17 protein-coding genes and 1 other RNA gene are annotated in these 20,515 nt (G+C 64.9%); 10 read left to right on the forward strand and 8 right to left on the reverse strand.

Annotation, left to right across the window (positions count from 1 at the left end):
* Positions 1-112: 112 nt before the first annotated feature.
* From RQH86_RS20710 to RQH86_RS20735, 6 genes are read left to right on the forward strand one after another with little or no spacing between them, the layout of a single operon-like run.
* A complete protein-coding gene (locus RQH86_RS20710) occupies positions 113-2,941 on the forward strand; it encodes a monovalent cation/H+ antiporter subunit A (protein ID WP_311239017.1) in 2,829 nt (942 codons plus the stop codon).
* Entirely contained in the window at positions 2,941-3,315 is a 375-nt protein-coding gene (locus RQH86_RS20715) for a Na+/H+ antiporter subunit C (protein ID WP_055853268.1), read from the forward strand. Before RQH86_RS20710 ends, RQH86_RS20715 begins: the two co-directional genes overlap by 1 nt.
* Positions 3,312-4,856, forward strand: a complete 1,545-nt coding sequence (locus tag RQH86_RS20720) for a monovalent cation/H+ antiporter subunit D (RefSeq protein WP_311239018.1) — start codon at positions 3,312-3,314, stop codon at positions 4,854-4,856. The genes RQH86_RS20715 and RQH86_RS20720 overlap by 4 nt, the downstream gene beginning before the upstream one ends.
* Positions 4,853-5,359, forward strand: a complete 507-nt coding sequence (locus tag RQH86_RS20725; RefSeq protein WP_311239019.1) for a Na+/H+ antiporter subunit E — start codon at positions 4,853-4,855, stop codon at positions 5,357-5,359. Before RQH86_RS20720 ends, RQH86_RS20725 begins: the two co-directional genes overlap by 4 nt.
* Positions 5,356-5,640 carry a K+/H+ antiporter subunit F gene (locus RQH86_RS20730; RefSeq protein ID WP_055853273.1) on the forward strand — a complete coding sequence of 95 codons (285 nt, stop codon included), beginning with the start codon at positions 5,356-5,358 and terminating at the stop codon, positions 5,638-5,640. The genes RQH86_RS20725 and RQH86_RS20730 overlap by 4 nt, the downstream gene beginning before the upstream one ends.
* Positions 5,637-6,059, forward strand: coding sequence for a Na+/H+ antiporter subunit G (locus RQH86_RS20735; protein ID WP_115512759.1), 423 nt, complete (start codon positions 5,637-5,639; stop codon positions 6,057-6,059). Before RQH86_RS20730 ends, RQH86_RS20735 begins: the two co-directional genes overlap by 4 nt.
* A gap of 385 nt (positions 6,060-6,444) precedes the next feature.
* Here the strand turns inward: RQH86_RS20735 and RQH86_RS20740 are convergent, their stop codons facing one another.
* Complete coding sequence (locus tag RQH86_RS20740; RefSeq protein ID WP_162847463.1) at positions 6,445-7,068, reverse strand: lectin; 624 nt, start codon at positions 7,066-7,068, stop codon at positions 6,445-6,447.
* 165 nt (positions 7,069-7,233) lie between these two features.
* Here RQH86_RS20740 and RQH86_RS20745 point away from each other — a divergent pair, with 165 nt between their 5' ends.
* Positions 7,234-7,791, forward strand: a complete 558-nt coding sequence (locus RQH86_RS20745) for a hypothetical protein (protein WP_115526879.1) — start codon at positions 7,234-7,236, stop codon at positions 7,789-7,791.
* A 293-nt stretch (positions 7,792-8,084) separates the two neighbouring features.
* Here the strand turns inward: RQH86_RS20745 and RQH86_RS20750 are convergent.
* The 4 genes from RQH86_RS20750 to hppD all read right to left on the reverse strand — a co-directional run bounded on the left by RQH86_RS20750 (position 8,085) and on the right by hppD (position 11,381).
* Positions 8,085-8,161, reverse strand: a non-coding RNA gene (locus tag RQH86_RS20750) — sX9 sRNA.
* A gap of 61 nt (positions 8,162-8,222) precedes the next feature.
* Entirely contained in the window at positions 8,223-9,536 is a 1,314-nt protein-coding gene (gene hmgA, locus RQH86_RS20755) for a homogentisate 1,2-dioxygenase (protein WP_311239020.1), read from the reverse strand.
* A gap of 60 nt (positions 9,537-9,596) precedes the next feature.
* Complete coding sequence (locus RQH86_RS20760; protein WP_115526876.1) at positions 9,597-9,989, reverse strand: DUF559 domain-containing protein; 393 nt, start codon at positions 9,987-9,989, stop codon at positions 9,597-9,599.
* A 276-nt stretch (positions 9,990-10,265) separates the two neighbouring features.
* The gene (hppD, locus tag RQH86_RS20765; RefSeq protein WP_193553173.1) at positions 10,266-11,381 is read right to left on the reverse strand and encodes a 4-hydroxyphenylpyruvate dioxygenase; all 1,116 of its coding nucleotides are present in this window, start codon (positions 11,379-11,381) and stop codon (positions 10,266-10,268) included.
* 122 nt (positions 11,382-11,503) lie between these two features.
* Between hppD and RQH86_RS20770 the strand changes: the two genes are divergently transcribed.
* On the forward strand, positions 11,504-11,992 hold the full coding sequence (locus tag RQH86_RS20770) for a MarR family winged helix-turn-helix transcriptional regulator (RefSeq protein WP_055853286.1): 489 nt from the start codon (positions 11,504-11,506) through the stop codon (positions 11,990-11,992).
* Between the two features lie 22 nt (positions 11,993-12,014).
* On the forward strand, positions 12,015-12,281 hold the full coding sequence (locus tag RQH86_RS20775) for a hypothetical protein (protein WP_311239022.1): 267 nt from the start codon (positions 12,015-12,017) through the stop codon (positions 12,279-12,281).
* Between the two features lie 15 nt (positions 12,282-12,296).
* Here RQH86_RS20775 and RQH86_RS20780 read toward each other — a convergent pair whose 3' ends face one another.
* The 3 genes from RQH86_RS20780 to RQH86_RS20790 all read right to left on the reverse strand — a co-directional run bounded on the left by RQH86_RS20780 (position 12,297) and on the right by RQH86_RS20790 (position 15,866).
* Positions 12,297-12,887 carry a thioredoxin family protein gene (locus RQH86_RS20780; RefSeq protein WP_115552752.1) on the reverse strand — a complete coding sequence of 197 codons (591 nt, stop codon included), beginning with the start codon at positions 12,885-12,887 and terminating at the stop codon, positions 12,297-12,299.
* Between the two features lie 11 nt (positions 12,888-12,898).
* Positions 12,899-14,419 carry an oligopeptide:H+ symporter gene (locus RQH86_RS20785; RefSeq protein ID WP_055853290.1) on the reverse strand — a complete coding sequence of 507 codons (1,521 nt, stop codon included), beginning with the start codon at positions 14,417-14,419 and terminating at the stop codon, positions 12,899-12,901.
* Positions 14,420-14,969: 550 nt separating this feature from the next.
* Positions 14,970-15,866, reverse strand: a complete 897-nt coding sequence (locus RQH86_RS20790) for a tryptophan 2,3-dioxygenase family protein (protein ID WP_055853292.1) — start codon at positions 15,864-15,866, stop codon at positions 14,970-14,972.
* A 962-nt stretch (positions 15,867-16,828) separates the two neighbouring features.
* On the opposite strand from RQH86_RS20790, the gene RQH86_RS20795 reads away from it, so the two are divergent.
* Positions 16,829-20,416 (forward strand): lamin tail domain-containing protein, encoded by a 3,588-nt coding sequence (locus RQH86_RS20795; protein ID WP_311239023.1) that lies wholly within the window; start codon positions 16,829-16,831, stop codon positions 20,414-20,416.
* The last annotated feature ends 99 nt before the right edge of the window (positions 20,417-20,515 follow it).

Consider the following 20,515-nt stretch of genomic DNA (forward strand, 5'->3'; position numbering starts at 1 on the left):
CGCCTGCCGTTTGGCGGGTAAGTCCTCGTATGCACGGCACCGGCGTTGACACGGGCGTCAGTCAACGTTTTGTTAAACTCTCTGGCCTGCTCGCGAATCTTGTGTTCCCTGCATGCCTTTTCCGCTGGAAATTCTGCTGGCGCTGCCCTTTGTGATGGCCGCCGCCGCTGCGCTGTTCGCGCGCGCGCCACGTTCGCTCACTGCGTGGTTAGCCGCGGCTGCGCCGTTGGCCGGCCTGCTGGTGCTTGCCAGCTTGACCCCGGCAGTGCTGCGCGGCGAGGTGATCCGTAGCGAGCATGCGTGGTTGCCGCAGATCGGGTTGATGTTCTCGCTGCGGCTCGATGGGCTGGCCTGGATGTTCGCGCTGCTGGTGCTGGGCATCGGCGCGCTGGTAGTGATGTATGCGCACTACTACCTGAGCGCACGCGATAGCGCGTCGCGCTTCTTCGCCTATCTATTGCTGTTTATGGGCGCGATGCTCGGCATGGTGCTGTCGGGCAATCTGCTGTTGCTGATGGTGTTCTGGGAACTCACCAGCATCAGTTCGTTCCTGCTGATCGGGTTCTGGTCGCACCGCAAGGATGCGCGCGAAGGCGCGCGCATGGCGTTCGTGCTGACCGCCGGCGGTGGGCTCGCACTGCTGGGCGGTGTACTGATGCTCGGCCGCATCGTCGGCAGTTTTCAGCTGGATGCGGTGCTGGCCGCAGGCGACGTGATCCGCGCCAGCCCGCTGTATCCGTATGCATTGGGATTGGTACTGCTGGGCATCTTTACCAAGAGCGCGCAGTTTCCGTTCCACTTCTGGTTGCCGCATGCGATGGCCGCGCCCACCCCGGTGTCGGCATATCTGCATTCGGCCACGATGGTGAAGGCCGGTGTGTTCTTGCTGGCGCGCCTGCACCCTGCGCTGGCCGGCACCGATCTGTTTTTTTACACCGTTACCAGCATCGGCGCGATCACGCTCTTGCTGGGTGCGTGGTACGCGATTTTCCAGCACGACCTCAAAGGCGTGCTGGCGTATTCCACCATCTCGCATCTTGGTCTGATCACGATGCTGTTCGGACTGTCGACACCGATGGCGGTGGTGGCGGGCGTGTTCCACATCCTCAACCACGCCGTCTTCAAGGCGTCGTTGTTCATGGCCGCGGGCATCATCGACCATGAAACCGGTACGCGCGACATGCGCAGGTTGGGCAATCTGCGCCGCTTGATGCCCTTCACCAGTGCGTTGGCGATCATCGCATCGCTGGCGATGGCCGGCATTCCGCTGCTCAACGGCTTCCTGTCCAAGGAAATGTTCTTTGCGGTGGCGCTGGACACGCAAGCGCCGCAGCTGATGCGCATTCTGGCGAGTATCGCGGCGTTGCTGGCCGGCCTGCTCGGCGTGGCCTACAGCCTGCGGTTCGTGCACGACACGTTCTTCGGCGACGGCCCACGCGCGCTGGAGACCGCGCCGCACGAGCCGCCGCGCTGGATGAAGATCCCGGTGGAAGTGCTGGTGCTGATCTGCCTGGCAGTCGGCATCGTGCCGGCGTGGACGGTGGCGCCGGTGCTGCGCGTCGGTGCCAGCGCGATTCTTGGCGACCGATTGCCCGATTACAGTCTGGCGCTGTGGCATGGCTTCAACTGGCCGCTGGCCATGAGCGTCGCTGGCATGATCGGCGGCACGCTGCTGTACATGGCGATCCGCCGCATGCTGGATCTGTATGCCGTGCAGAACCGCTCGCCAGGCAAGGCGGTGTTCCACTGGAACCTGCGTGCGCTGTTTGCCGCCACCGCCCGCATGACCGATGCGGTCACCAACGGCAATCTGCAGCGCATGCTGATGTTGCTGGTACTGAGCGCGGTGGTGGTGGCGCTGGTGCCGTTCCTGCAGGGCGGCACACTGCCGGCCTGGCCGGCGCCCACGCCGATGCCGTTGCTGGGCTGGACGGTGTGGCTGTTGTTGATCGCCTGTGCGCTGGGTAGCCTGTTCCTGTACAAGCAGCGCCTGCTGGCGGTGCTGGTGCTCGGCGGGACCGGGCTGGCCGTCAGCCTGACTTTCGTATTCCTGTCCGCACCGGATCTGGCACTGACGCAGTTGCTGGTGGAGATGGTGACGCTGGTGCTGATGCTGCTGGCGATGAACTACCTGCCCGAACGCTCGCTGCCCGAGCGCGCGCGGCTGCGCAAGATTCGCGATGTCTGCATCGCGATCGTGGGCGGCGCCAGTCTGGCCGCGTTGTCGTACACCTTGATGACGCAATCCAGCCACACGGTTGCCGGCGAACTGTTGCAACGCGCACTGCCCGAGGCGTATGGCCGCAACGTGGTCAACGTGATCCTGGTGGATTTCCGCGGTTTCGACACCTTTGGTGAGATCACCGTGTTCGCGATTGCCGGGTTGGTGGTGCATGCGCTGTTGCGACGCTCGCGCATGGCACCGGAACGCAATATGCCGGGGCCGGCGATCCGCTTGCCGGTACCGGCGGATCTGGCGCAGATCATGTTCCCGCTGACCTTGACGGTGTCGCTGTTTCTGTTCCTGCGCGGGCACAACGCGCCCGGCGGCGGCTTTATCGCCGGGTTGGTGCTGGCGGTGCCGTTGCTGATGCAGTACGTGATACAGGGCGCCGCATCGGTGGAGTCGCGCTTCGGCTTCGACTACATCCGGCTGATCGGCATCGGCCTGTTGTGCGCATTGCTCAGCGGTGCCGGGTCGCTGCTCTTTGGCTTGCCGTTTTTGAGCAGCGGGCACGTCAACATCCCCTTGCCGCTGTTGGGCGAGCTGGAACTTGCCAGCGCGCTGGGCTTCGATATCGGTGTGTATCTGGTGGTGTTCGGTGCGGCGATGTTGATGCTGTCGATGATGGGCACGATCAAACCGTCGCGTACGCGCAGTTCGCAGCGCGGCGAAATCGACCCCACCCAACGTTCGACACGCACCGCGGAGCAGCATTGATGGAATTGGCAATGGCAAGCGCGATCGGCGTCCTCACCGCATTGGCGATCTATCTGCTGCTGCGCGCGCGCAGCTTCGATGTGATCCTGGGGATGACCTTCCTGTCGTATGCGACCAATCTGCTGATCTTCGCCGGTGGGAGGCTGCGCAGCGGCCAGCCGCCGGTCTTGCGCGACGGCGTGCCGGTGGACCTGCAGCACTACACCGACCCGTTGCCGCAAGCGTTGGTGCTGACCGCGATCGTGATCGCGTTTGCGATGACGGCCGTGAGCCTGGTGCTGGCGATCCGCAGCCGCAGCGATAACGGCAGCGACCATGTGGATGCGCATGAAGATGCCGCCACCGGCATGGACACGCGGCAGGCGCGGCGATGAATCATCTGCTGATCCTGCCGATCCTGATTCCGATGCTGGGTGCATCCGCATCGCTGTTCGTCGAGCACCGCCGCTATGGGCCGCGGGTGCAGCGCAGCGTGGCATGGGTGAGCATGGTTTTGCTGGCGGCTGCGGTGATCGCGTTGTTTGCACGTGCCGCCGATGGCGGCGTGCTGGTCTATCTGCTCGGCGACTGGCCGGCGCGGCTCGGCATTGTGCTGATGGGCGACCGGCTGTCTGCCTGGATGCTGTTGACGACATTGATCCTGGGCGCGGCGTGCCTGCTGCATGCCTGCGCCGGCTGGGACCGGCGCGCGCCGCACTTCCATGCCTTGTTCCAGTTCCAGCTGATGGGCTTGAACGGCGCGTTTCTGACCGGCGACATCTTCAATCTGTTCGTGTTCTTCGAAGTGATGCTGATCGCGTCCTATGGGCTGCTGCTCAGTGGCGGGCGCGGCCTGCAGATGCGCGTCGGCCTGCATTACGTGGTGTTCAACGTGAGCGCGTCGACGCTGTTTCTGATTGCGCTGGGCTTGGTGTTTGGGGTGTTCGGCACGCTCAACATGGCCGAACTGTCGCAGCGCATTGCCGACCTGCCGGCGCAGGATGTGCCGCTGGCCAAGGCCGCACTGGGATTGTTGCTGCTGGTGTTCTGCAGCAAGGCCGCCTTGTTGCCGCTGTACCTGTGGCTGCCGGAAACCTACTCACGCGCGCCGGCCGCGGTAGCCGCGCTGTTCGCAATCATGACCAAGGTCGGGCTGTACGCAACGCTGCGCGTGTCGTCGCTGTGGTTCGGCGCCGGGGCCGGCGCGCTGCATGGCTTTGGCCGGCATGCGCTGCTGTGGCTTGGCATTGCCACGTTGCTGATGGCCGCCTTTGGGGTAATGGCCGCATCGCGACTGCGGGTGATGGTGTCGTATCTGGTGGTGTTTTCGGCAGCGACCTTGTTCATCGCCTTCTCGCTCGACGATGCGGGCGCACTGGGCGCGGGCCTGTATTACCTGCCGCACAGCAGCTTTGTGGCCGCGGCCTTGTTCATGGTGTCGGACCTGATCCGGCGCCGCCGCGGCACTGCCAGCGACCGCAAGGAAGTGGTGGCGCCGCTGCCGGGGCGGGCGATTCCCGGCACGATGTTCCTGATCGCCGCGATTGCGGTGGCCGGCCTGCCGCCGTTGTCCGGATTTCTCGCCAAGGCCGCCTTGTTGCAGCATGTGCCCGAAGGCCTGGTCGGGCCGGTCTGGGGCGCGATTCTCGGCAGCAGCCTGCTGGTGGTGATTGGTTTGACCCGGGCTGGCGTGCGGCTGTTCTGGCGCGTGCCGGAGGCAGTGGAGGACACGCCCGCGCTGCAACCGCAGCGCCGCGGCCGCATGCGGCCGGTGGAGACCGCCGCCACGGTCTTGCTGCTGACCGGGCTGGTGGCGATGACGGTGGGCGCCGCGCCGCTGATGCGCTACACCGATGCCGCCGCCGCGCAGCTGCACCACCCCGGCGCCTATGTCGATCAGGTGCGCGCCACCACGCCGCAACGGAGGCAGCCATGAACGCGCGCGTCTCCTGGCGACACCGCGTCTTTCCATCGGCGCCATTGAGCGTGACGGTCTTCGTGTTCTGGCTGTTGCTCAGCGACAGCTTCGGGCCGCAGCAGTGGGTGCTGGGCGCGCTGCTGGGCGTGGTGGTGCCGATCTTCGCCGCAAGGCTGGACCGCGAATTCGCCCGCATCGGCTCGTTGCGCTCGGTGCCGCGCATGTTGCTGGTGGTCGCCGTCGACATCGTGCGTTCCAACATCAAGGTGGCCATCCAGGTGCTGGGCCCGGAATCGCGCATCCATCCCGGGTTTATCTGGGTGCCGCTGGATATCGCCAATATCCATGGCATTGCCGCGTTGACCAGCATGATCACGCTCACGCCGGGCACGGTGTCGGCGGCGTTGTCGGACGACCGCAAATATCTGCTGGTGCACGTGCTGCATCTGGACGATCCGGACGCGTTGATCGCCGAGATCAAGACCCGCTACGAAAAGCCTCTGATGGAGATCTTTCCATGACCGGTCACATGTTCATCGAATCGACCATCGTCATCTGCATGCACACGGTGGGCCTGGCCATCCTGATGGCGCTATGGCGGCTGCTACGCGGGCCGACGGTGCCGGACCGCATCCTGGCGCTGGACACGCTGTCCATTACCGCCATCGCCGAACTGATGCTGCTGGGCATGTATCTGGATTCGCCGATCTATTTCGAGGCCGCGCTGGTGATTGCGATGCTGGGCTTCGGCAGCACCGTGGTGCTGAGCAAGTACGTGCTGCGCCGGGATATCGTCGAATGATCGCACTCACCGAGTATCTGCTGAGCGCGCTGCTGCTGGTCGGCACCTTCTTTATCCTGATCGGCGCATTCGGGCTGGTCAAACTGTCGGATTTCTTCAAGCGTCTGCATGCGCCGACCAAGGCCAGCACGCTGGGCGTGGGCTGCGTGCTGCTTGGCTCGGTGGGCTACCACCTGTTCCTGGGCGTGGACCCGCAACCGCGCGAGCTGCTGATCACCGTGTTTTTGTTCATTACCGCGCCGATCAGCGCGCACATGATGGCCAAGGCCGCGTTGTCGTTGATGATGGAAGACCGCCCGGAAGTACCCAATCACGGCGAGATGGAAAAAGAAGGCCTGCCAACGCCGGCCACCGAAGGCGATGTCGGCGAGAACGCAGAGACCGCCAAGCAGCATGAGCGGCCAGCGTCGGAGCGCTGATCTCGCGCGGCACCGGTAACGCGGGTGCGCGACGTGGCTTGGTTACACGCCGCGCATTGCCACAGTGACGCTGCTGCGGGCGCGATGGATGCCACGTGACTTCAGGGGTCGCGATGCGGCTTCTGTGAGGATTGCAAAAAACCGTATGCCGACGTCTGTGTTGCTAGCACTCCGGTAGACCTCGACCACTGCCCTTTGCATCGTGCATCCGCCACGCCCGTCGGCGGCTGAGCCGCAAAGCACGGCTGATCCATTCGCCGTATCGCTGCAGCGACGCCGACGCCGGCAGCGCCAGCGTGATCCATCCACCGTGCGCTGCTGCGTATGCGTATGCGTATGCGTATGCGGCGATAGGCCCGCACCGACATTCGACGTGACGCGGAGCTCAGCCGCAGCCTTCCACATAATCGACTTGCGGCGCCTGCCCTACTCGCCAGCTGCTGACCGTGCCGCCGGCATCGGTCTCGAAGACCAGCGCAGACTGCGTTGCGGCATCGGCATGGCGCAGCGTCTGCGCACCGGGCAGGTATTTGTGCGGCTGTGCGTCCAAGCCATCGGGATACAGCGCGCGCAGCTGCGCCACCGTCATGCCGACCTTGCCGCCGCCGGGCGCGATTTCCTTCGGCTCGTTGGTCTGGTAACGCACCAGGTGATCGCCTTCAAACATGAAACCGAATCGACGCGCGTCATCGGCCCACTGCGGGCGCAGCAAGTAACACCCGCCATCGCTGGCGGCATCGCCGCGCAATTCGCCGCCCCAGGCCGCGCGCGCCTGCGCAGCGTCCATGCCTAACCGCAGGTCGCCATAGCCATCCAGCCGTGCAAGCGTGGTGGGTTCCTGGCGTAGATGCGGCGGAAACGTGCCGGGCGGAGCGGTTGCCGGCGGCACCGCGTCTGCGGGCTGATCGTTGGCAGACGCGACCGCTGCATGCGCGGTATCGGCCGGCGCTTGCGCAGCCGGCGCATCGTCGCCGCGATGACAGCCAGCCACCATCAGCACCATACCTATCCAACCAAGCAGTCTGCGTGTCATCGATGCGCTCCGTTATGCGTTGGCCCAGCCTACACAGCCGACATCGCGGCGATGTGCAGGGCGCGGCAACCTGCCGTCGCGGTGATGTCATCGGCGCTTCATTGGCAGCGGTCACGCTGTCGGCTTCGCAGGACTGCCGCCATGACCCCACGCAAGACCGAACTCGCCCTGACGGCACTGCAATCGCACCGCAGCCCACTGACGTTACTGCAGCGCCGTGCGTTGATCCTGGCCGATGGGCAGCGCAATCTGGCGACACTGGCGCTGTTGCTGGGCGACAACGGAGCCGCATTGGTGCAGACACTGTGCGCGATGGGATATCTGACCCACGTTGAAGATGCGCCAACCAGTGCATCGCGCTCGACCGCTCCGATGGTTGCGGTGATGCCGATTGCCGCGGTGCCTACGGCGGCCCAAGCGCCGCCAGTTACTGCGCCCACCGAGGAGGACCTGCAACGCCTGCGCCGTCGCGCTGCCACCAACGCGCGCCTGTATCTGCTCGACATCCTGCAGTTGCAGCGCAACCCGGTGGCGGTGGTGTTGCACCGGCAGTTGCAGGCCGCACGCGCGGAAGAGGAGATCGGCATCGCCATCAATACGGCGCTGCGTGAGCTTCCGCAGTTCACGTCCGCCTCGTATTCGCAGCGCGTGCGCACCCGGATCGAAGAGCTACTGCCGGATGCGTTGCAGGCCGCGTAATGCCGGCCGGCACGCGGATTCGATTCTGGAGCGCAGCACGCGGATGTGGGTGATGAACCACACGCGCTCGGTCATTTCCTGGCGATCGCCGAGACCGACGCTGCCTGCTGTTGTCGCAGCCAGTCGCAACGGCGATGCGAAGAGTACGCCAGCACCTGCGTTGCGCTGAATGCACGTGGGCGTGCCATGGATGCCGGTGACGCGACGGCCGGCAGTGTCCGCGTTGGAAACGTTGGCCCCGATTGCACGCCACTGCCGGCGGCGCAAACCGGTTTGATCGGCACGCGTGGAACGGCCAAGAAAACGTAGCGTGCAGTCGTCGGGCGGCTGTTGACGGCGCACTCAGAACCGGAGTGCACGCGTGGTCCATGCCGCACCAAGCGACGGCCGCGCCCGCCTAGTGGTGAGCACAGTCATTTTGTTAGCTGCGCTTAGTCTGCCGGGCCAGGCGTCGGCGCTTTGAACCCTGCACGCAAGCCGGACCAGCATTGCTGGTAATCGCCTTGTCGATGGGTGGCCTGTAGCGCCTGCTGGGTGGGGCGCAATACCGCGCGGGTTTCGAACATGAAGGCCATGGTCTCAGCGATAACGTCCGGACGCGATAGATCCGCCTGCGAGGCCTTGTCGAAGGTTGCCGCATCCGGGCCGTGCCCGCTCATGCAGTTGTGCAGCGACGCACCGCCCGGCGCGAAGCCTTCGGCCTTGGCGTCGTAGACGCCATGCACCAATCCCATGAACTCGCTGGCCACATTGCGGTGGAACCACGGTGGGCGAAAGGTGTGCTGCGCCACCAGCCAGCGCGGCGGGAAGATCGCAAAATCCATGTTGGCCGTGCCGTGCGTGTCGCTGGGCGAGGTCAGCACGGTGAAGATGCTGGGATCGGGGTGATCGAAACTGATCGAACCGATAGCGTTGAAGCGGCGCAGATCGTAGCGATACGGCGCGTAATTGCCGTGCCAGGCCACCACGTCGAGCGGCGAATGGCCGATGTCCGCACGCCACAGATGGCCCTGGAATTTGGCGACCAGTTCGAACGCACCTTCGCGCTGCTCGAAGGCGGCGTGCGGGGTCTCGAAGTCGCGCGGGTTGGCCAGGCCATTGCTGCCGATCGGGCCCAGGTCAGGCAGGCGCAACAAGCCACCGAAGTTTTCGCAGACATAGCCGCGCGCGATGTCATCGCGCAGCTCGACACGGAAGCGCACGCCGCGCGGAATCACGCCAATCTGCTGCGGCTCCAGTTCCAGCACGCCAAGCTCGGTGTGCACCCGTAGGCGGCCCAGCTGCGGCACGAGCAACAACTCGCCATCGGCGTCATAGAAAAAGCGATCGTGCATGGAAGCGTTGGCCGCATACAGGTGCACGGCCACCCCGGTCATCGCCTCGGGGCCGCCATTGCCGGCCATGGTGTAGAGGCCATCGATGAAATCGGTCGGCGTGGATGGCAGCGGCAACGGACTCCAACGCAGTTGATCCGGCGGCACCGGCCCGCTGCCGAACGCGTTGTGGAGCTGCGACTGCTCGATCAAGGAGAAGCTGCCATGCACGGCCGCCGGGCGAATGCGGTACAGCCAAGAGCGCCGGTTCTCGCCGCGCGGTGCGGTGAACGCGGTGCCCGACAACTGCTCGGCATACAGCCCGTGCGCCACGCGCTGCGGCGAGTTCTGCCCGACCGGCAGGCTGCCCGGCACCGCTTCGGTAGCGAACTCGTTGCCGAAGCCGGTCATGTAATGCTGCTGGTTGTGCATGGTGGCGCGTCCGGATGTTGACCCTCCTCCTCGACCGCAGAAGGCTGGGCTTGGGGTGAATCAAGCCCCTCTCCCATCGGGAGAGGGGTTGGGGTGAGGGTACGGTGTAGCGGCCATCTTGAGGATCGTCTCCACCACCGCATCCAGCGAAAGCAACACATCGTTGTTCCAGAAGCGCAGCACTGTCCATCCCTTGGACTGCAACCACCGCGTCCTTGCCTGATCGCTGAATGCCTGATGCTGCGATCCATCCAACTCAACAATCAACCTGACTTCGACGCAACAGAAATCTGCGATGTACGGCGGAAGTGGATGCTGACGTCTGAACTTGAGGCCTTGCAGCTGATTGCTGCGGAGACAGCGCCAAAGCTCACGTTCTGCGTCCGTCAACTCTTTGCGTAATGCGCGCGCATGGGTGCGTGTGACAGTGGGCAATGGCGGTTTGATTTTCATCGCTCCACCGTACCCTCACCCCAACCCCTCTCCCGCAGGGAGAGGGGCTTTAACCACGTGCGTCTTCGTTGCCCTGTGTTGTCAAAAAAACCTTGCCTGGGCGTACTCGATTGCGGCCACCTGCCTAACGCTTCGTCTCATCCGTACCGGAACCACATTCGACGTGACGAACAGACAGGCGCGATACCGCAACGATCTGCACCACTCCAAACCCGCGCCGACGCAGCTAATGGCACCAACCACAAATCCCGAACGGCAAGTCACCCATCCCCGCCCTCAAAGCACCCCGCGCTTGATCTGGTCGCGCTCGATGCTCTCGAACAGCGCCTGAAAATTACCTTCGCCGAAGCCTTCATTGCCCTTGCGCTGGATGATCTCGAAGAAGATCGGGCCGATGCTGTTGGTGGTGAAGATCTGCAGCAACTTGCGCTGCTTGGTGTCCACGTCCGCATCGATCAGGATCTTGTTGCGGCGCAGGCGCGCAACGTCTTCGCCGTGATCGGGGATGCGCAGGTCCACCACGTCGAAATAGGTGTCGGGCGTATCCAGAAAACTTACGCCGGCCTCGTGCATCTTTTCCACGCTGGCGTAGATGTCGTCGGTGAAGCAGGCGATGTGCTGGATGCCTTCGCCCTGATAAGCGTCCAGATATTCGTTGATCTGGCTCTTGGGGTCGGACGATTCGTTGAGCGGAATGCGCACGATGCCATCGGGTGCGGTCATCGCCTTGGACACCAGGCCGGTCTTGGCGCCCTTGATGTCGAAGTAGCGGATCTCGCGGAAGTTGAACAAGCGTTCGTAGTAGTCCGACCAACGCTGCATGTTGCCGAAATACAGGTTGTGGGTGAGGTGGTCGATGAAGGTCAGGCCGAAGCCGACCGGGTGTTGGTCGGCGCCTTCGATCGGCTCGTAGTCGGCGTCGTAGATGCTGCCGGCATCGCCATAGCGGTCCACCAGATACAGCATGCAATCGCCGATACCCTTGACCACCGGTGCCGGCACCGCGCGCGTCTCTGGCTTGTTCTGCACCGCTTCGCCGCCGTTGCCCAGCACCGTCTGCAGCACGGTGTCGGCCGGGGTGCGGAAGCGGATGGCAAAGCCGCAGGCGCAGGGGCCGTGCGCGGCCGCAAAATCGGCGGCAAAAGAGTCGGGGTCTTCGTTGAGCAGGAAATTGACCCCGCCCTGGCGATAGACGGTAATGGCGCGGCTACGGTGGCGCAGCACCGCACTGAAGCCCATCTTGCGAAAATAGTCATGCAGTTGCGCGGCCTGGCCGGCCGGTGCCGCGAATTCGACGAATTCGAACCCGTCGATTCCCATCGGATTGTCGAAGGTGGTGACCTGCATCCCCGGATCGGGGCGGGCTACAGTGGTGTTCGGTTGTGCGCTCATCGTCGTTTCTCCACGCTAGGCGGCCCGCAGGGCTATGCGGGGTGGCAGAAGACCCGCGAGAATGCGCAGGCCACCCCTCGTTTGTAGTTGCAAATGAAACCAAAATCAAGACACAGTGCAACATGAGCGATCACGACACCTCCAACCCGCCGCAACATCCCGTGCTGCTCAACCTTGAGCAGTTCCTGCCGTATCGCCTCAGCGTGCTGTCCAACCGCATCAGCGCCAACATCGCCAAGGTCTACGGCGACCGCTACGGCATGGCCATCCCCGAGTGGCGGGTGATCACCATCCTGGCGCTGTATCCGGGCTCGTCGGCCAGCGAGGTCTCCGACCGCACCGCGATGGACAAGGTTGCCGTGAGTCGCGCGGTGGCGCGGCTGCTGGAACGGGGCTTCATCCGCCGCGAGACCCACGGCGACGACCGCCGCCGCTCGATGCTGGCACTGTCTCCGGCCGGGCGCCAGGTGTACGAAACCGTCGCACCGCTGGTCAACGAAATGGAACAACGGCTGATGTCGGTGTTCAGCGACGAAGAACAGCAGTTGCTGGAACGCCTGATCGACCGTCTGGCCAAGGATGGGCTACCGCGCATGGCGGGCAAGGACTGAGCTTCGCTTTGCAGTACGGCAGATGGCATTCGTGCAGCGCTGCGTTGATCGGGTTGGGCTCGGATACGCCGCGCTGCCGGGCACGCGGCTGACGCCGATGTCGCCGATGTCGCCGAGTGTGTTGCGCGATCGCTGCGGGCACTGCGTTATTGCAGGCAGCGATGCTCAACCTGCTCGCGTCAGCGGGCATCGCATGCAACGGTCCATGCACATCTGCGTGGTCTTCGGACATTGCACCTCGACAGATCCCAACAAAAAACCCCGCAGCAGTGCGGGGTTTTTTGTGTGACGCATTCGCAGGGAATCAGGCTTCCGGCGGTGCCCACTGCTTGAGGAAATCGAACAGCTTCTTGCGATCGAAACCCTCGCCCTTGCGCAGCTCCGGGCTGGTCTGGGTGGTCAATAGCTTGCCGTCGTTGTCCAGCACCAGCAGCGACGGATAGTCGTTGAGTTGGGCGAACTGCGACAGGAACGCGGCGTTTTCGTTGGCCACATCGCGATTGACCTTGACCACCACAAAGTGCGCATCGCGGAAGCTGCGCAGCTCGGCATCGCCGCCCATCAGCTCGTCCAGCGTCTTGCACGGCTCGCAGGCGGCGTTGCCCACGTTGAGCACGATGCGCTTGCCGCCGCGCTTGGCCTCGACCTTGGCCGTTTCCAGATCGGCGGCCGGATCGCGCGATGGGTCGTACTGCGCATTGAGCGCAGCAGCCGCCGCGATGTCTGCCGCGGTGGGCGTGTTGCCCGAGGACACCGGCTGGCTGGGGTCGGCACTGGGTGGCTTCTGCATCGACGTATCCAGCGGCCGTGGCGCTTCCTGTTGCTCGGCATGCTGCCCGCAGGCACTCAACAGACCGGCCAGCAGCAGGCCACAGACAATGGGTTTGATCGGCATCGCTTTTCTCCTCACTTCACACCATGCATCAGTTTGTTGATCAGCGGCGCGATCAGGAACAGCAGCGCGCCGGCGCCCACCAGCGCCCAGAACCCGAAGGTATACCCGCCCAGCGCCGACGACACGCTCATGCCTTCGCTTCCGCTGACATGGCCGGCAAAGATACCCGAGAGGTTGTTACCGATGCCGGTGGACAAAAACCAGCCACCCATGCCGAAACCGACCAGGCGCACCGGTGCCAGTTTGGTCACCATCGACAAGCCGATCGGCGACAGGCACAGCTCGCCCACCGACTGGATGACGTAGACCATGAACAGGGTCCAGAACGGGATCTTGCCGGCATCGTTGACCAGGCTGGACAACGCAAACATCAGCAGCAGGAAGGCCAGGCCGTTGAACAGCAGGCCCAGGCCGAACTTGCGCGGAATCGACGGATTGAAGCGGCCGGACTTGACCCAGATCCACGCGATGACCGGCGCCAGCGCAATGATGGCGATCGAGTTGACCGACTGGAACCACGCCGTCGGGAAGGTCCACGCGCCGAAGTTGCGGTTGACGATGTTGTCGGCCAGGAAGGTGAACGAGCTGCCGGCCTGTTCGAAGAACATCCAGAACAGCACGTTGAAGGCGAAGACGATCAGCATCGCAATCACCTTGTCGCGCTGCACCTTGCCCTCGCGGATGCCTTCGACCAGCAGCATCACCGACAGGCCGATAAACAGCACTGTCAGCACGATCTGCAGCACATCGGCGCCGACGGCCAGCAAGAAGTACACCACCGGAATCGCCAGCACGCAGCCGGCCAGCACCATCAGCACACGGCCGATGCCCTGCGCGTCCGGTGCGGGTGCGCCAATGCCCTTGAGCTGCGCGCGGCCGATCCAGAACCACACCAGGCTGATCAACATGCCCACGCCGGACGCCATGAACACCATTTTGTAAGCCGGCATGGCCTCGGTACCGAACACCTTTTCGGCCAGCAGCTGGGTCAACACCGGCGAGATCATCGCGCCCAGGTTGATGCCCATGTAAAAAATGGTGAAGCCGCTGTCGCGGCGCGGATCGGCCACCGAATACAGCTTGCCGACCATGGTGGAGATATTCGGCTTGAACAGCCCGTTGCCGACCACCACGGTCGCCAGGCCGATCTCGAACATGGTGTGGTCGGGGATGGCGATCAGGAACAGGCCGGTCGCCATCACCGCAGCGCCGACCAGGATCGAGCGCTGGTAACCGAGCACACGGTCGGCCACATAACCGCCGAAGATCGCCGCTGCATACACCAGCGCCAGATACGCGCCGTAGGTACGTCCCGCCGGCGCCTGGCCGGTGGCATCGCCGCCAAAGAACTGCGCCACGATGTACAGCACCAGCGCCCAGCGAATGCCGTAGAACGCAAAGCGTTCCCAGAACTCGGTCATGAACAGCATCCACAGCGGCCGGGGGTGGCCAAGCAGTGTGGGGAACTCGGGAGGCGCAGGCGGCTGCGGCGGGGTGGAAGCGGATGTCGGCGCAGTTGCGTCAACGCTCATGTGGTGTCCCTTGCGTATTCAGTAATGGCTGGGTGCCCCAGGGCGGAACCCTGGGCGACGCGCGAGGATCACTTAGACGTCATGTACGCGTCAAATTCGCCGGAGTCGGCAGCGTGATGGGGATGGGTGGAGTGGCCGGGTGTCGTTGGGTTTGCTGCGTATCCTCCACCAGCGTGCGCGACACCATTTCCACATCTGTGATGTCCTTTTGGCGGCCCTTTGGGTGATCAGTGGGTTGATCGGTAAGGCGACCAAGGCGCTGCCGGTCAGCGGTAACCAACGCCCGCATCTCCCACCGCCGCATGCCCGCTTCCCCTTCTCCCGCCGGGAGAAGGTGCCCGTAGGGCGGATGAGGGTGCGATGTCGCTGGGTGGGTGCCGATCGCCGAGCTAAGAGCATCAGCAAGCGGCTGATCCCGGGGATGAGGCCCGTACCCTCACCCCAACCCCTCTCCCGACGGGAGAGGGGCTTCAAGCGACTGCTTTCCCGAGTAAGTGCTCTCCCGAGTTTCAGCGCGCGCGCCCCTGCGTTGCTAAGCTTTTTGCCTCGCTCAGCGCTTCCCAGCGTCCGCATCACCCACCGGCGCCCGGCTTTCCACACCCACCGAGGTGCGGACGTCGAACAGTTCCGGGAAGAACGTCAGCGCCAGCGCCTGCTGTAAAAATCCCACGCCGCTGGAGCCGCCAGTGCCGCGCTTGAAGCCGATCACCCGCATCACCGTGCGCATGTGGCGGAAGCGCCAGAGCTGGAACTGGGTTTCCACATCCACCAGGTCCTCGCACAGCGCATATTCGCGCCAGTAGCGGTCGGTGTTTTCGTAGATGCGCTCGAACACCGGGCGCAAGGCGTCGTCTGCCACATGCGCAGCGGTCCAGTCGCGGGTTTGGTACTGCTGTGGAATCGCATGGCCGAAGCGGGCCAGATAACGCAGGAATTCTTCGTACAGACTTGGCGCTTCGAGCACTTCGCGCAGGCGCTCCTGGCCCTGCCGGTCGTACGCGAACACCTGCAGCATCTGCGGGTTTTTGTTGCCCAGCAGAAACTCGATATAGCGGTATTGCAGCGACTGGAACCCTGACGAGGGGCCGAGCACATCGCGAAAGCCCATGTATTCGCTGGGCGTCAGCGTCTCAAGCACCGACCATTGCTCGGTGAGCTGGCGCAGCACCTGCTTGCTGCGCGCCAGCACCTTGCGGCACTGCCAGACCTCGTCGCGCTGCAGATGCACGATGGCCGCGCGCAACTCGTGCGCCAACAGCTTCAACCAGAGCTCGGAGGTCTGGTGCTGGATGATGAACAGCATCTCGTCGTGGTGCGCCGGCTCGGACAGCGGCTGCTGCGCGGACAACAGCTGATCCAGCCGCAGATAGCCGCCGTAGGTCAGCCGCCCCTCCAGATCGGTGTGGATGCCGGGTTCCAGGTCACGCAGGTTCTTGTCGACGGGCATGGCAGTGCTGATGGATCGGGCCGGTCAGGGTAGCTCAGCGGTGGGGAGTGGGGAGTGGGGAGTGGGAATCGGGAATCGGGAATCGGGTCAGGGTCAGCGGTTGGCTTTGCTGTTGCGGGTTGAGAGTGGAATGCGCGTCGCCGCCGAGGTGGAACCGGACAACCGCGCGTGCTGTCGAGGTCGAAGGCGATTCGAAGCGTCGGGCCAGTGAGGCCGCGTCCCTGGCGACCGGGATGGATGAAAGTTGATCGTGGAATGCGCGTCGCCGCCGAGGTGGAACCGGAAAGCCGCGCAGGCAGCCGAGGTCGACGGCGATTCGAGGCGTCGGGCCAGTGAGGCCGCGTCCCTGGCGACCGGGATGGATGAAAGTTGATCGTGGAATGCACGTCGCCGCCGAGGTGGAACCGAAAAGCCGCGCGTGCAGTCGAGGTCGAAGGCGATTCGAGGCGTCGGGCCAGTGAGGCCGCGTCCCTGGCGACCGGGGTAGATGAAACGGGCGTCCGTTGCTTGCAAGCATCTCGGTGCGACTCGGCGCAGATGGCTGCGGCCTTTTGTTGCGCCCGGTTCGGGGATGGGCGGGCACATTCCGAGTTGCCTGGTTGCCTGGTTGCCTGGTTGCTTGGTTGCCTGGTTGCTTGGTTGCCTGGTTGCTTGGTTGCTTGGTTACCAGGCTGCTTGCAGCGCTGGAGAACCGTGCAAGGGCCAGCCGGTGCCTGCACCGGATGCCGCGCGACCCGGCGACACATCAAACGCCACACGTCCAGGCGTGTTCGACGCCGGCACTTATTTCGCTTCTGAACCACCCGGCCAGCCGCCAGTGCAGTCTCAGCCAGTGCACCGCTGTCACAGTATCGTCAACCAAGGTCTGCAAATTCATGCAGAATCGAACGGCGCTGCCGGCCAGGGACGTGGCCGGACCAGGGGAGCGTTTCACGTCTCAAGGATCAGGGGACTCTCATCTCATGCATGTGTTGCAGCGTCGTGCAGCCGTATTTCTCTGTGCGCTGGCAGTTGCCGGCCACGCCAATGCCCAGGTCGTCATCAGCCAGGTCTATGGCGGTGGCGGCAATAGCGGCGCCACCCTCCGCAGCGATTTCATCGAGCTGCACAACATCGGCAGTACCACGGTCAGCCTCGACGGCTGGTCGGTGCAGTACGCCTCGGCCGCCGGCAGCAGCTGGCAGGCCACCCCTTTGGCAGGCAGCGTGCCGGCCGGCGGGTATTACCTGGTCAAGCAGGCCGATGGCAGCGGCGGCAGCGTTGCGCTGCCCACGCCCGACGCCACCGGCACCCTGGCCCTGAGCGGTACCGCCGGCAAGGTAGCGCTGAGCACCACCGCGTCGGCACTGAGCGGCGCCTGCCCCACCGGCAACGCCGATCTGGTCGGCTATGGCAGCAATGCCAGCTGCGCCGAAGGCAATGCGCCCACGCCGGCCCCCAGCAACACGCTGGCGGTGCTGCGCGGTGGCGATGGCTGCACCGATACGGACAACAACGCGGCCGATTTCGCCACCGGCGCACCAACGCCGCGCAATAGCGCCAGCGCTGCGCGTCTGTGCAGCGGCGGCGGCCAGCCGATCGCCACGCTGGCCGATGTCAGCCAGGCCGAAGGCAATAGCGGCAGCCGCAGCGTCGTATTCACGCTGAGCCTGAGCCAGCCGGCCGGTGCGGGCGGGGTGAGCTTCACCGCCGCCACGCGCGATGGCACGGCCACCGCTGGCAGCGACTACATCGCCCTGCCCGCGACCACCGTGCGCATTGCCGCAGGCGACCGCACGGCTACCATTTCGGTGGATGTGCTCGGCGACACCCTCTCTGAGCCGGACGAGCGTTTCAGCCTGCAGATCAGCGGCCTCACCGGCGCGCTGCCGGCCACGCTCAGTGCCACCGGCACCATCGTCAACGACGACTTCAATCTGCTGCCAATCCACAGTATCCAGGGCAAGGGCACACGCTCGCCGCTGGACGGCCAGGTGGTGGCCACCTCCGGCATCGTGACCGCACGCCGCAGCGCCGGCTTCTTCCTGCAGGCCCCGGATATCGAGGCCGACGCCGACCCGGCCACCTCCGAAGGCGTCTACGTCTATACCGGCAGCGCCCCGCCGGAAGCGGCCGCCATCGGCAACCGGGTGCGCGTGCAGGGCACGGTGATCGAATACGTGCCCACCGCCGACCCGACCCAGCCGCCACTGACCGAAATCGGCGGCAGCGTCACCGTGCTGGCCGATTCCACCGGCAACCCGCTGCCGTCGCCGGTGCTGTTGCGCCCGGACTTCCCCAACCCCAAAGGCGCCTTCGATCAGCTCGAAGCGCTGGAAGGCATGCGCGTGATCGCGCCCAGCCTCACCGTCAATGCGCCCACCGGCGGCAGCGTCAACGAGACCAACGCCACGGCCACCAGCAATGGCGTGTTCCATGCCGTGGTCACCGGCGTGCCGCGCGCCTTCCGCGAACCCGGCGTGCAAATGCCCGACCCGCTGCCGGCCGCCGCGCCTGTCGGCGTGCCGCGCTGGAACACCAATCCGGAAGTGATCGCCGTCGGCAGTGCCGGCGTCGGCGCCGAGCGGCTGGATCTGGCCGCTGGCTGCCAGCTGCTCAATGTGGTCGGCCCGCTGGATTACAGCTTCCGCCGCTACACGCTGTATCCCGAGCGCACCCCGCAGGTGAGTTGCAACGATGCGGATAGACCGCGTCCGGCACCGATGCCGCAGGCCGACGATGTGTCCGTGGCCACTTACAACATGGAACGTTTCTTCGACGACCAGAACGACCCGGCCATCGGCGAACCGGTGCTCACCCCGGCCGCGTTCCAGGCGCGCCTCAACAAGGCTTCGCTGGCGATCCGCCGTTATCTGCATCTGCCCGACATCCTGGGTACGGTGGAAGTGGAAAACCTCAGCGTGTTGCAGGCATTGGCGGCACGCATCAATGCCGATACGGCAGGCTCCGGCCAACCGAATCCGCAATACGTGGCCTACCTGCAGGAAGGCAACGACGTGGGCGGTATCGACGTCGGCTTCCTGGTCAAGACCGCCGACGTTGCCGCCGGCGTGCCACGCGTGGAAGTGCTTTCCATCGCGCAGGAAGGCAAGACCACCACGTGGACGGAGCCGGCCGGCGCTGTCAGCCTGCTCAACGACCGCCCGCCGCTGGTGCTCACGGCCAACGTGCATCAGGCCGACGGCCGCACGCTGCCGCTGTCCGCCATCGTGGTGCATCAGCGCTCGCTCAACGGCGCCGAGACCGACGACGCAGCCGGCACCCGCATCCGCGCCAAGCGCCAGGCCCAGGCCGACTATCTGGCGCGCCTGCTGCAGACGCGTCAGCAACTCAATCCGGCGGAAAACGTGCTGGTGATGGGCGACTTCAACGCCTTCGAGTTCAACGACGGCTATGTGGATGCGATGGGCACCGTCACCGGCAAACCGGCGCCGGATGAGCAGACCGTGGTAGGCGGCGATGGCGTGGATCTGGTCGACCCGGACTACACCGATCTGACCTGGTTCAACACGCCCGACCAGAGCTACTCGTACGCCTTCGATGGCAACGTGCAGTCACTGGATCACATCCTGGCCAACGCGGCGCTGATGCGCGCACCCAACATCGTCTCGCTGTCGGTGGGCCATGCCCGCATCAATGCCGATTTCCCCGGCACCGCGCGCAACGATGCCAACACGCCCACGCGTCTTTCCGATCACGATCCCACCGTGGTGCTGTTGCGCATGACTCCGCAAGTCAACGCGGACCTGGGCGTGGCAGTCAGTGCCGCACAGGCGCAGGTCACCGAAGGCGAGCGCATCGACTTCCGTGTGGATGTGGAAAACCGTGGACCCGACAGTGCAGCGTTTGCAGCTGTGGCATTTGCCTTCGATGCAGCGGTCAGCCCACGGCTAACTGCGGCACCGGGTTGGAGCTGCCTACCGCCGGAAACCGGCACCCAGACTGTGGTCACATGCACCATCGCCTCGCTGGCATCCGGCAACGCACAAAGCTTCGCCGCGCAGATCGAAGCTAGCTCGCAACTGGCCGGACGCACCCTCACCCTGGCCGCCTCGGTGGCCTCGCAATCGCCCGACCCGCAGCCGGACAACAACACCGACACCGCGGCCGTCGTGGTGCAGGCACGGCCGCAGCCGCGTAGCGACCTGGCGGTGCGGTTCGATGGCCCGGCCAGTCTGCCGACCACCGCGTTCAACGCCAGCTACCGCGTGCTGCTGGACAACGTCGGTGCCGCGCCGGCGCAGCGTCCCGGCCTGGTGATCGAAGGCAATACGGTGTCTGCGTTGTCGCAGCTGGTGCCGCCGCAGGGCTGGCGCTGCGACAAGCAGGTGCAATCGCTGCGCAGTGCCCGCTTCGTGTGCAGCAGTGCGGCAGTCGTGCTGCCGGGCGCGCAGCTGGCCTTCCAGCTGACCGTGGCGGCCAAGCCGATCCCGGCCGACGGTGCCATCCGCGTGCAGGCAAGTGCCACATCGGCATCCCCGGATGCCGACCCGGCCAACGATTCGGCGCTGATCGTCACCCCGATCGGAGGAGGCGCCGGCCGCCGCTGATCGCAGTGCACCACGTCGCAGTTTCTTACTGCGACAAAGGGCGCGGCCTGGTCCGCGCCCTTTTTTTTGTGCATGCCAGCATCATTATGTGTTGCGGTG

This window comes from Xanthomonas sp. WCS2018Noco2-27 (genome assembly GCF_031843525.1).
Lineage (GTDB): Bacteria > Pseudomonadota > Gammaproteobacteria > Xanthomonadales > Xanthomonadaceae > Xanthomonas.

Excerpts from the sequence above, each read along its gene's own strand:
- RQH86_RS20715 (WP_055853268.1), top strand. The coding sequence starts at position 2,941 with ATGGAATTGGCAATGGCAAGCGCGATCGGCGTCCTCACCGCATTGGCG.
- RQH86_RS20790 (WP_055853292.1), bottom strand. The coding sequence starts at position 15,866 with ATGCCCGTCGACAAGAACCTGCGTGACCTGGAACCCGGCATCCACACC.
- RQH86_RS20795 (WP_311239023.1), top strand. The coding sequence starts at position 16,829 with ATGCATGTGTTGCAGCGTCGTGCAGCCGTATTTCTCTGTGCGCTGGCA.
- RQH86_RS20725 (WP_311239019.1), top strand. The coding sequence starts at position 4,853 with ATGAACGCGCGCGTCTCCTGGCGACACCGCGTCTTTCCATCGGCGCCA.
- RQH86_RS20760 (WP_115526876.1), bottom strand. The coding sequence starts at position 9,989 with ATGAAAATCAAACCGCCATTGCCCACTGTCACACGCACCCATGCGCGC.
- RQH86_RS20780 (WP_115552752.1), bottom strand. The coding sequence starts at position 12,887 with ATGCCGATCAAACCCATTGTCTGTGGCCTGCTGCTGGCCGGTCTGTTG.
- RQH86_RS20730 (WP_055853273.1), top strand. The coding sequence starts at position 5,356 with ATGACCGGTCACATGTTCATCGAATCGACCATCGTCATCTGCATGCAC.
- RQH86_RS20720 (WP_311239018.1), top strand. The coding sequence starts at position 3,312 with ATGAATCATCTGCTGATCCTGCCGATCCTGATTCCGATGCTGGGTGCA.
- RQH86_RS20735 (WP_115512759.1), top strand. The coding sequence starts at position 5,637 with ATGATCGCACTCACCGAGTATCTGCTGAGCGCGCTGCTGCTGGTCGGC.
- hmgA (WP_311239020.1), bottom strand. The coding sequence starts at position 9,536 with ATGCACAACCAGCAGCATTACATGACCGGCTTCGGCAACGAGTTCGCT.
- RQH86_RS20710 (WP_311239017.1), top strand. The coding sequence starts at position 113 with ATGCCTTTTCCGCTGGAAATTCTGCTGGCGCTGCCCTTTGTGATGGCC.
- RQH86_RS20770 (WP_055853286.1), top strand. The coding sequence starts at position 11,504 with ATGAGCGATCACGACACCTCCAACCCGCCGCAACATCCCGTGCTGCTC.
- hppD (WP_193553173.1), bottom strand. The coding sequence starts at position 11,381 with ATGAGCGCACAACCGAACACCACTGTAGCCCGCCCCGATCCGGGGATG.
- RQH86_RS20745 (WP_115526879.1), top strand. The coding sequence starts at position 7,234 with ATGACCCCACGCAAGACCGAACTCGCCCTGACGGCACTGCAATCGCAC.
- RQH86_RS20785 (WP_055853290.1), bottom strand. The coding sequence starts at position 14,419 with ATGAGCGTTGACGCAACTGCGCCGACATCCGCTTCCACCCCGCCGCAG.
- RQH86_RS20775 (WP_311239022.1), top strand. The coding sequence starts at position 12,015 with ATGGCATTCGTGCAGCGCTGCGTTGATCGGGTTGGGCTCGGATACGCC.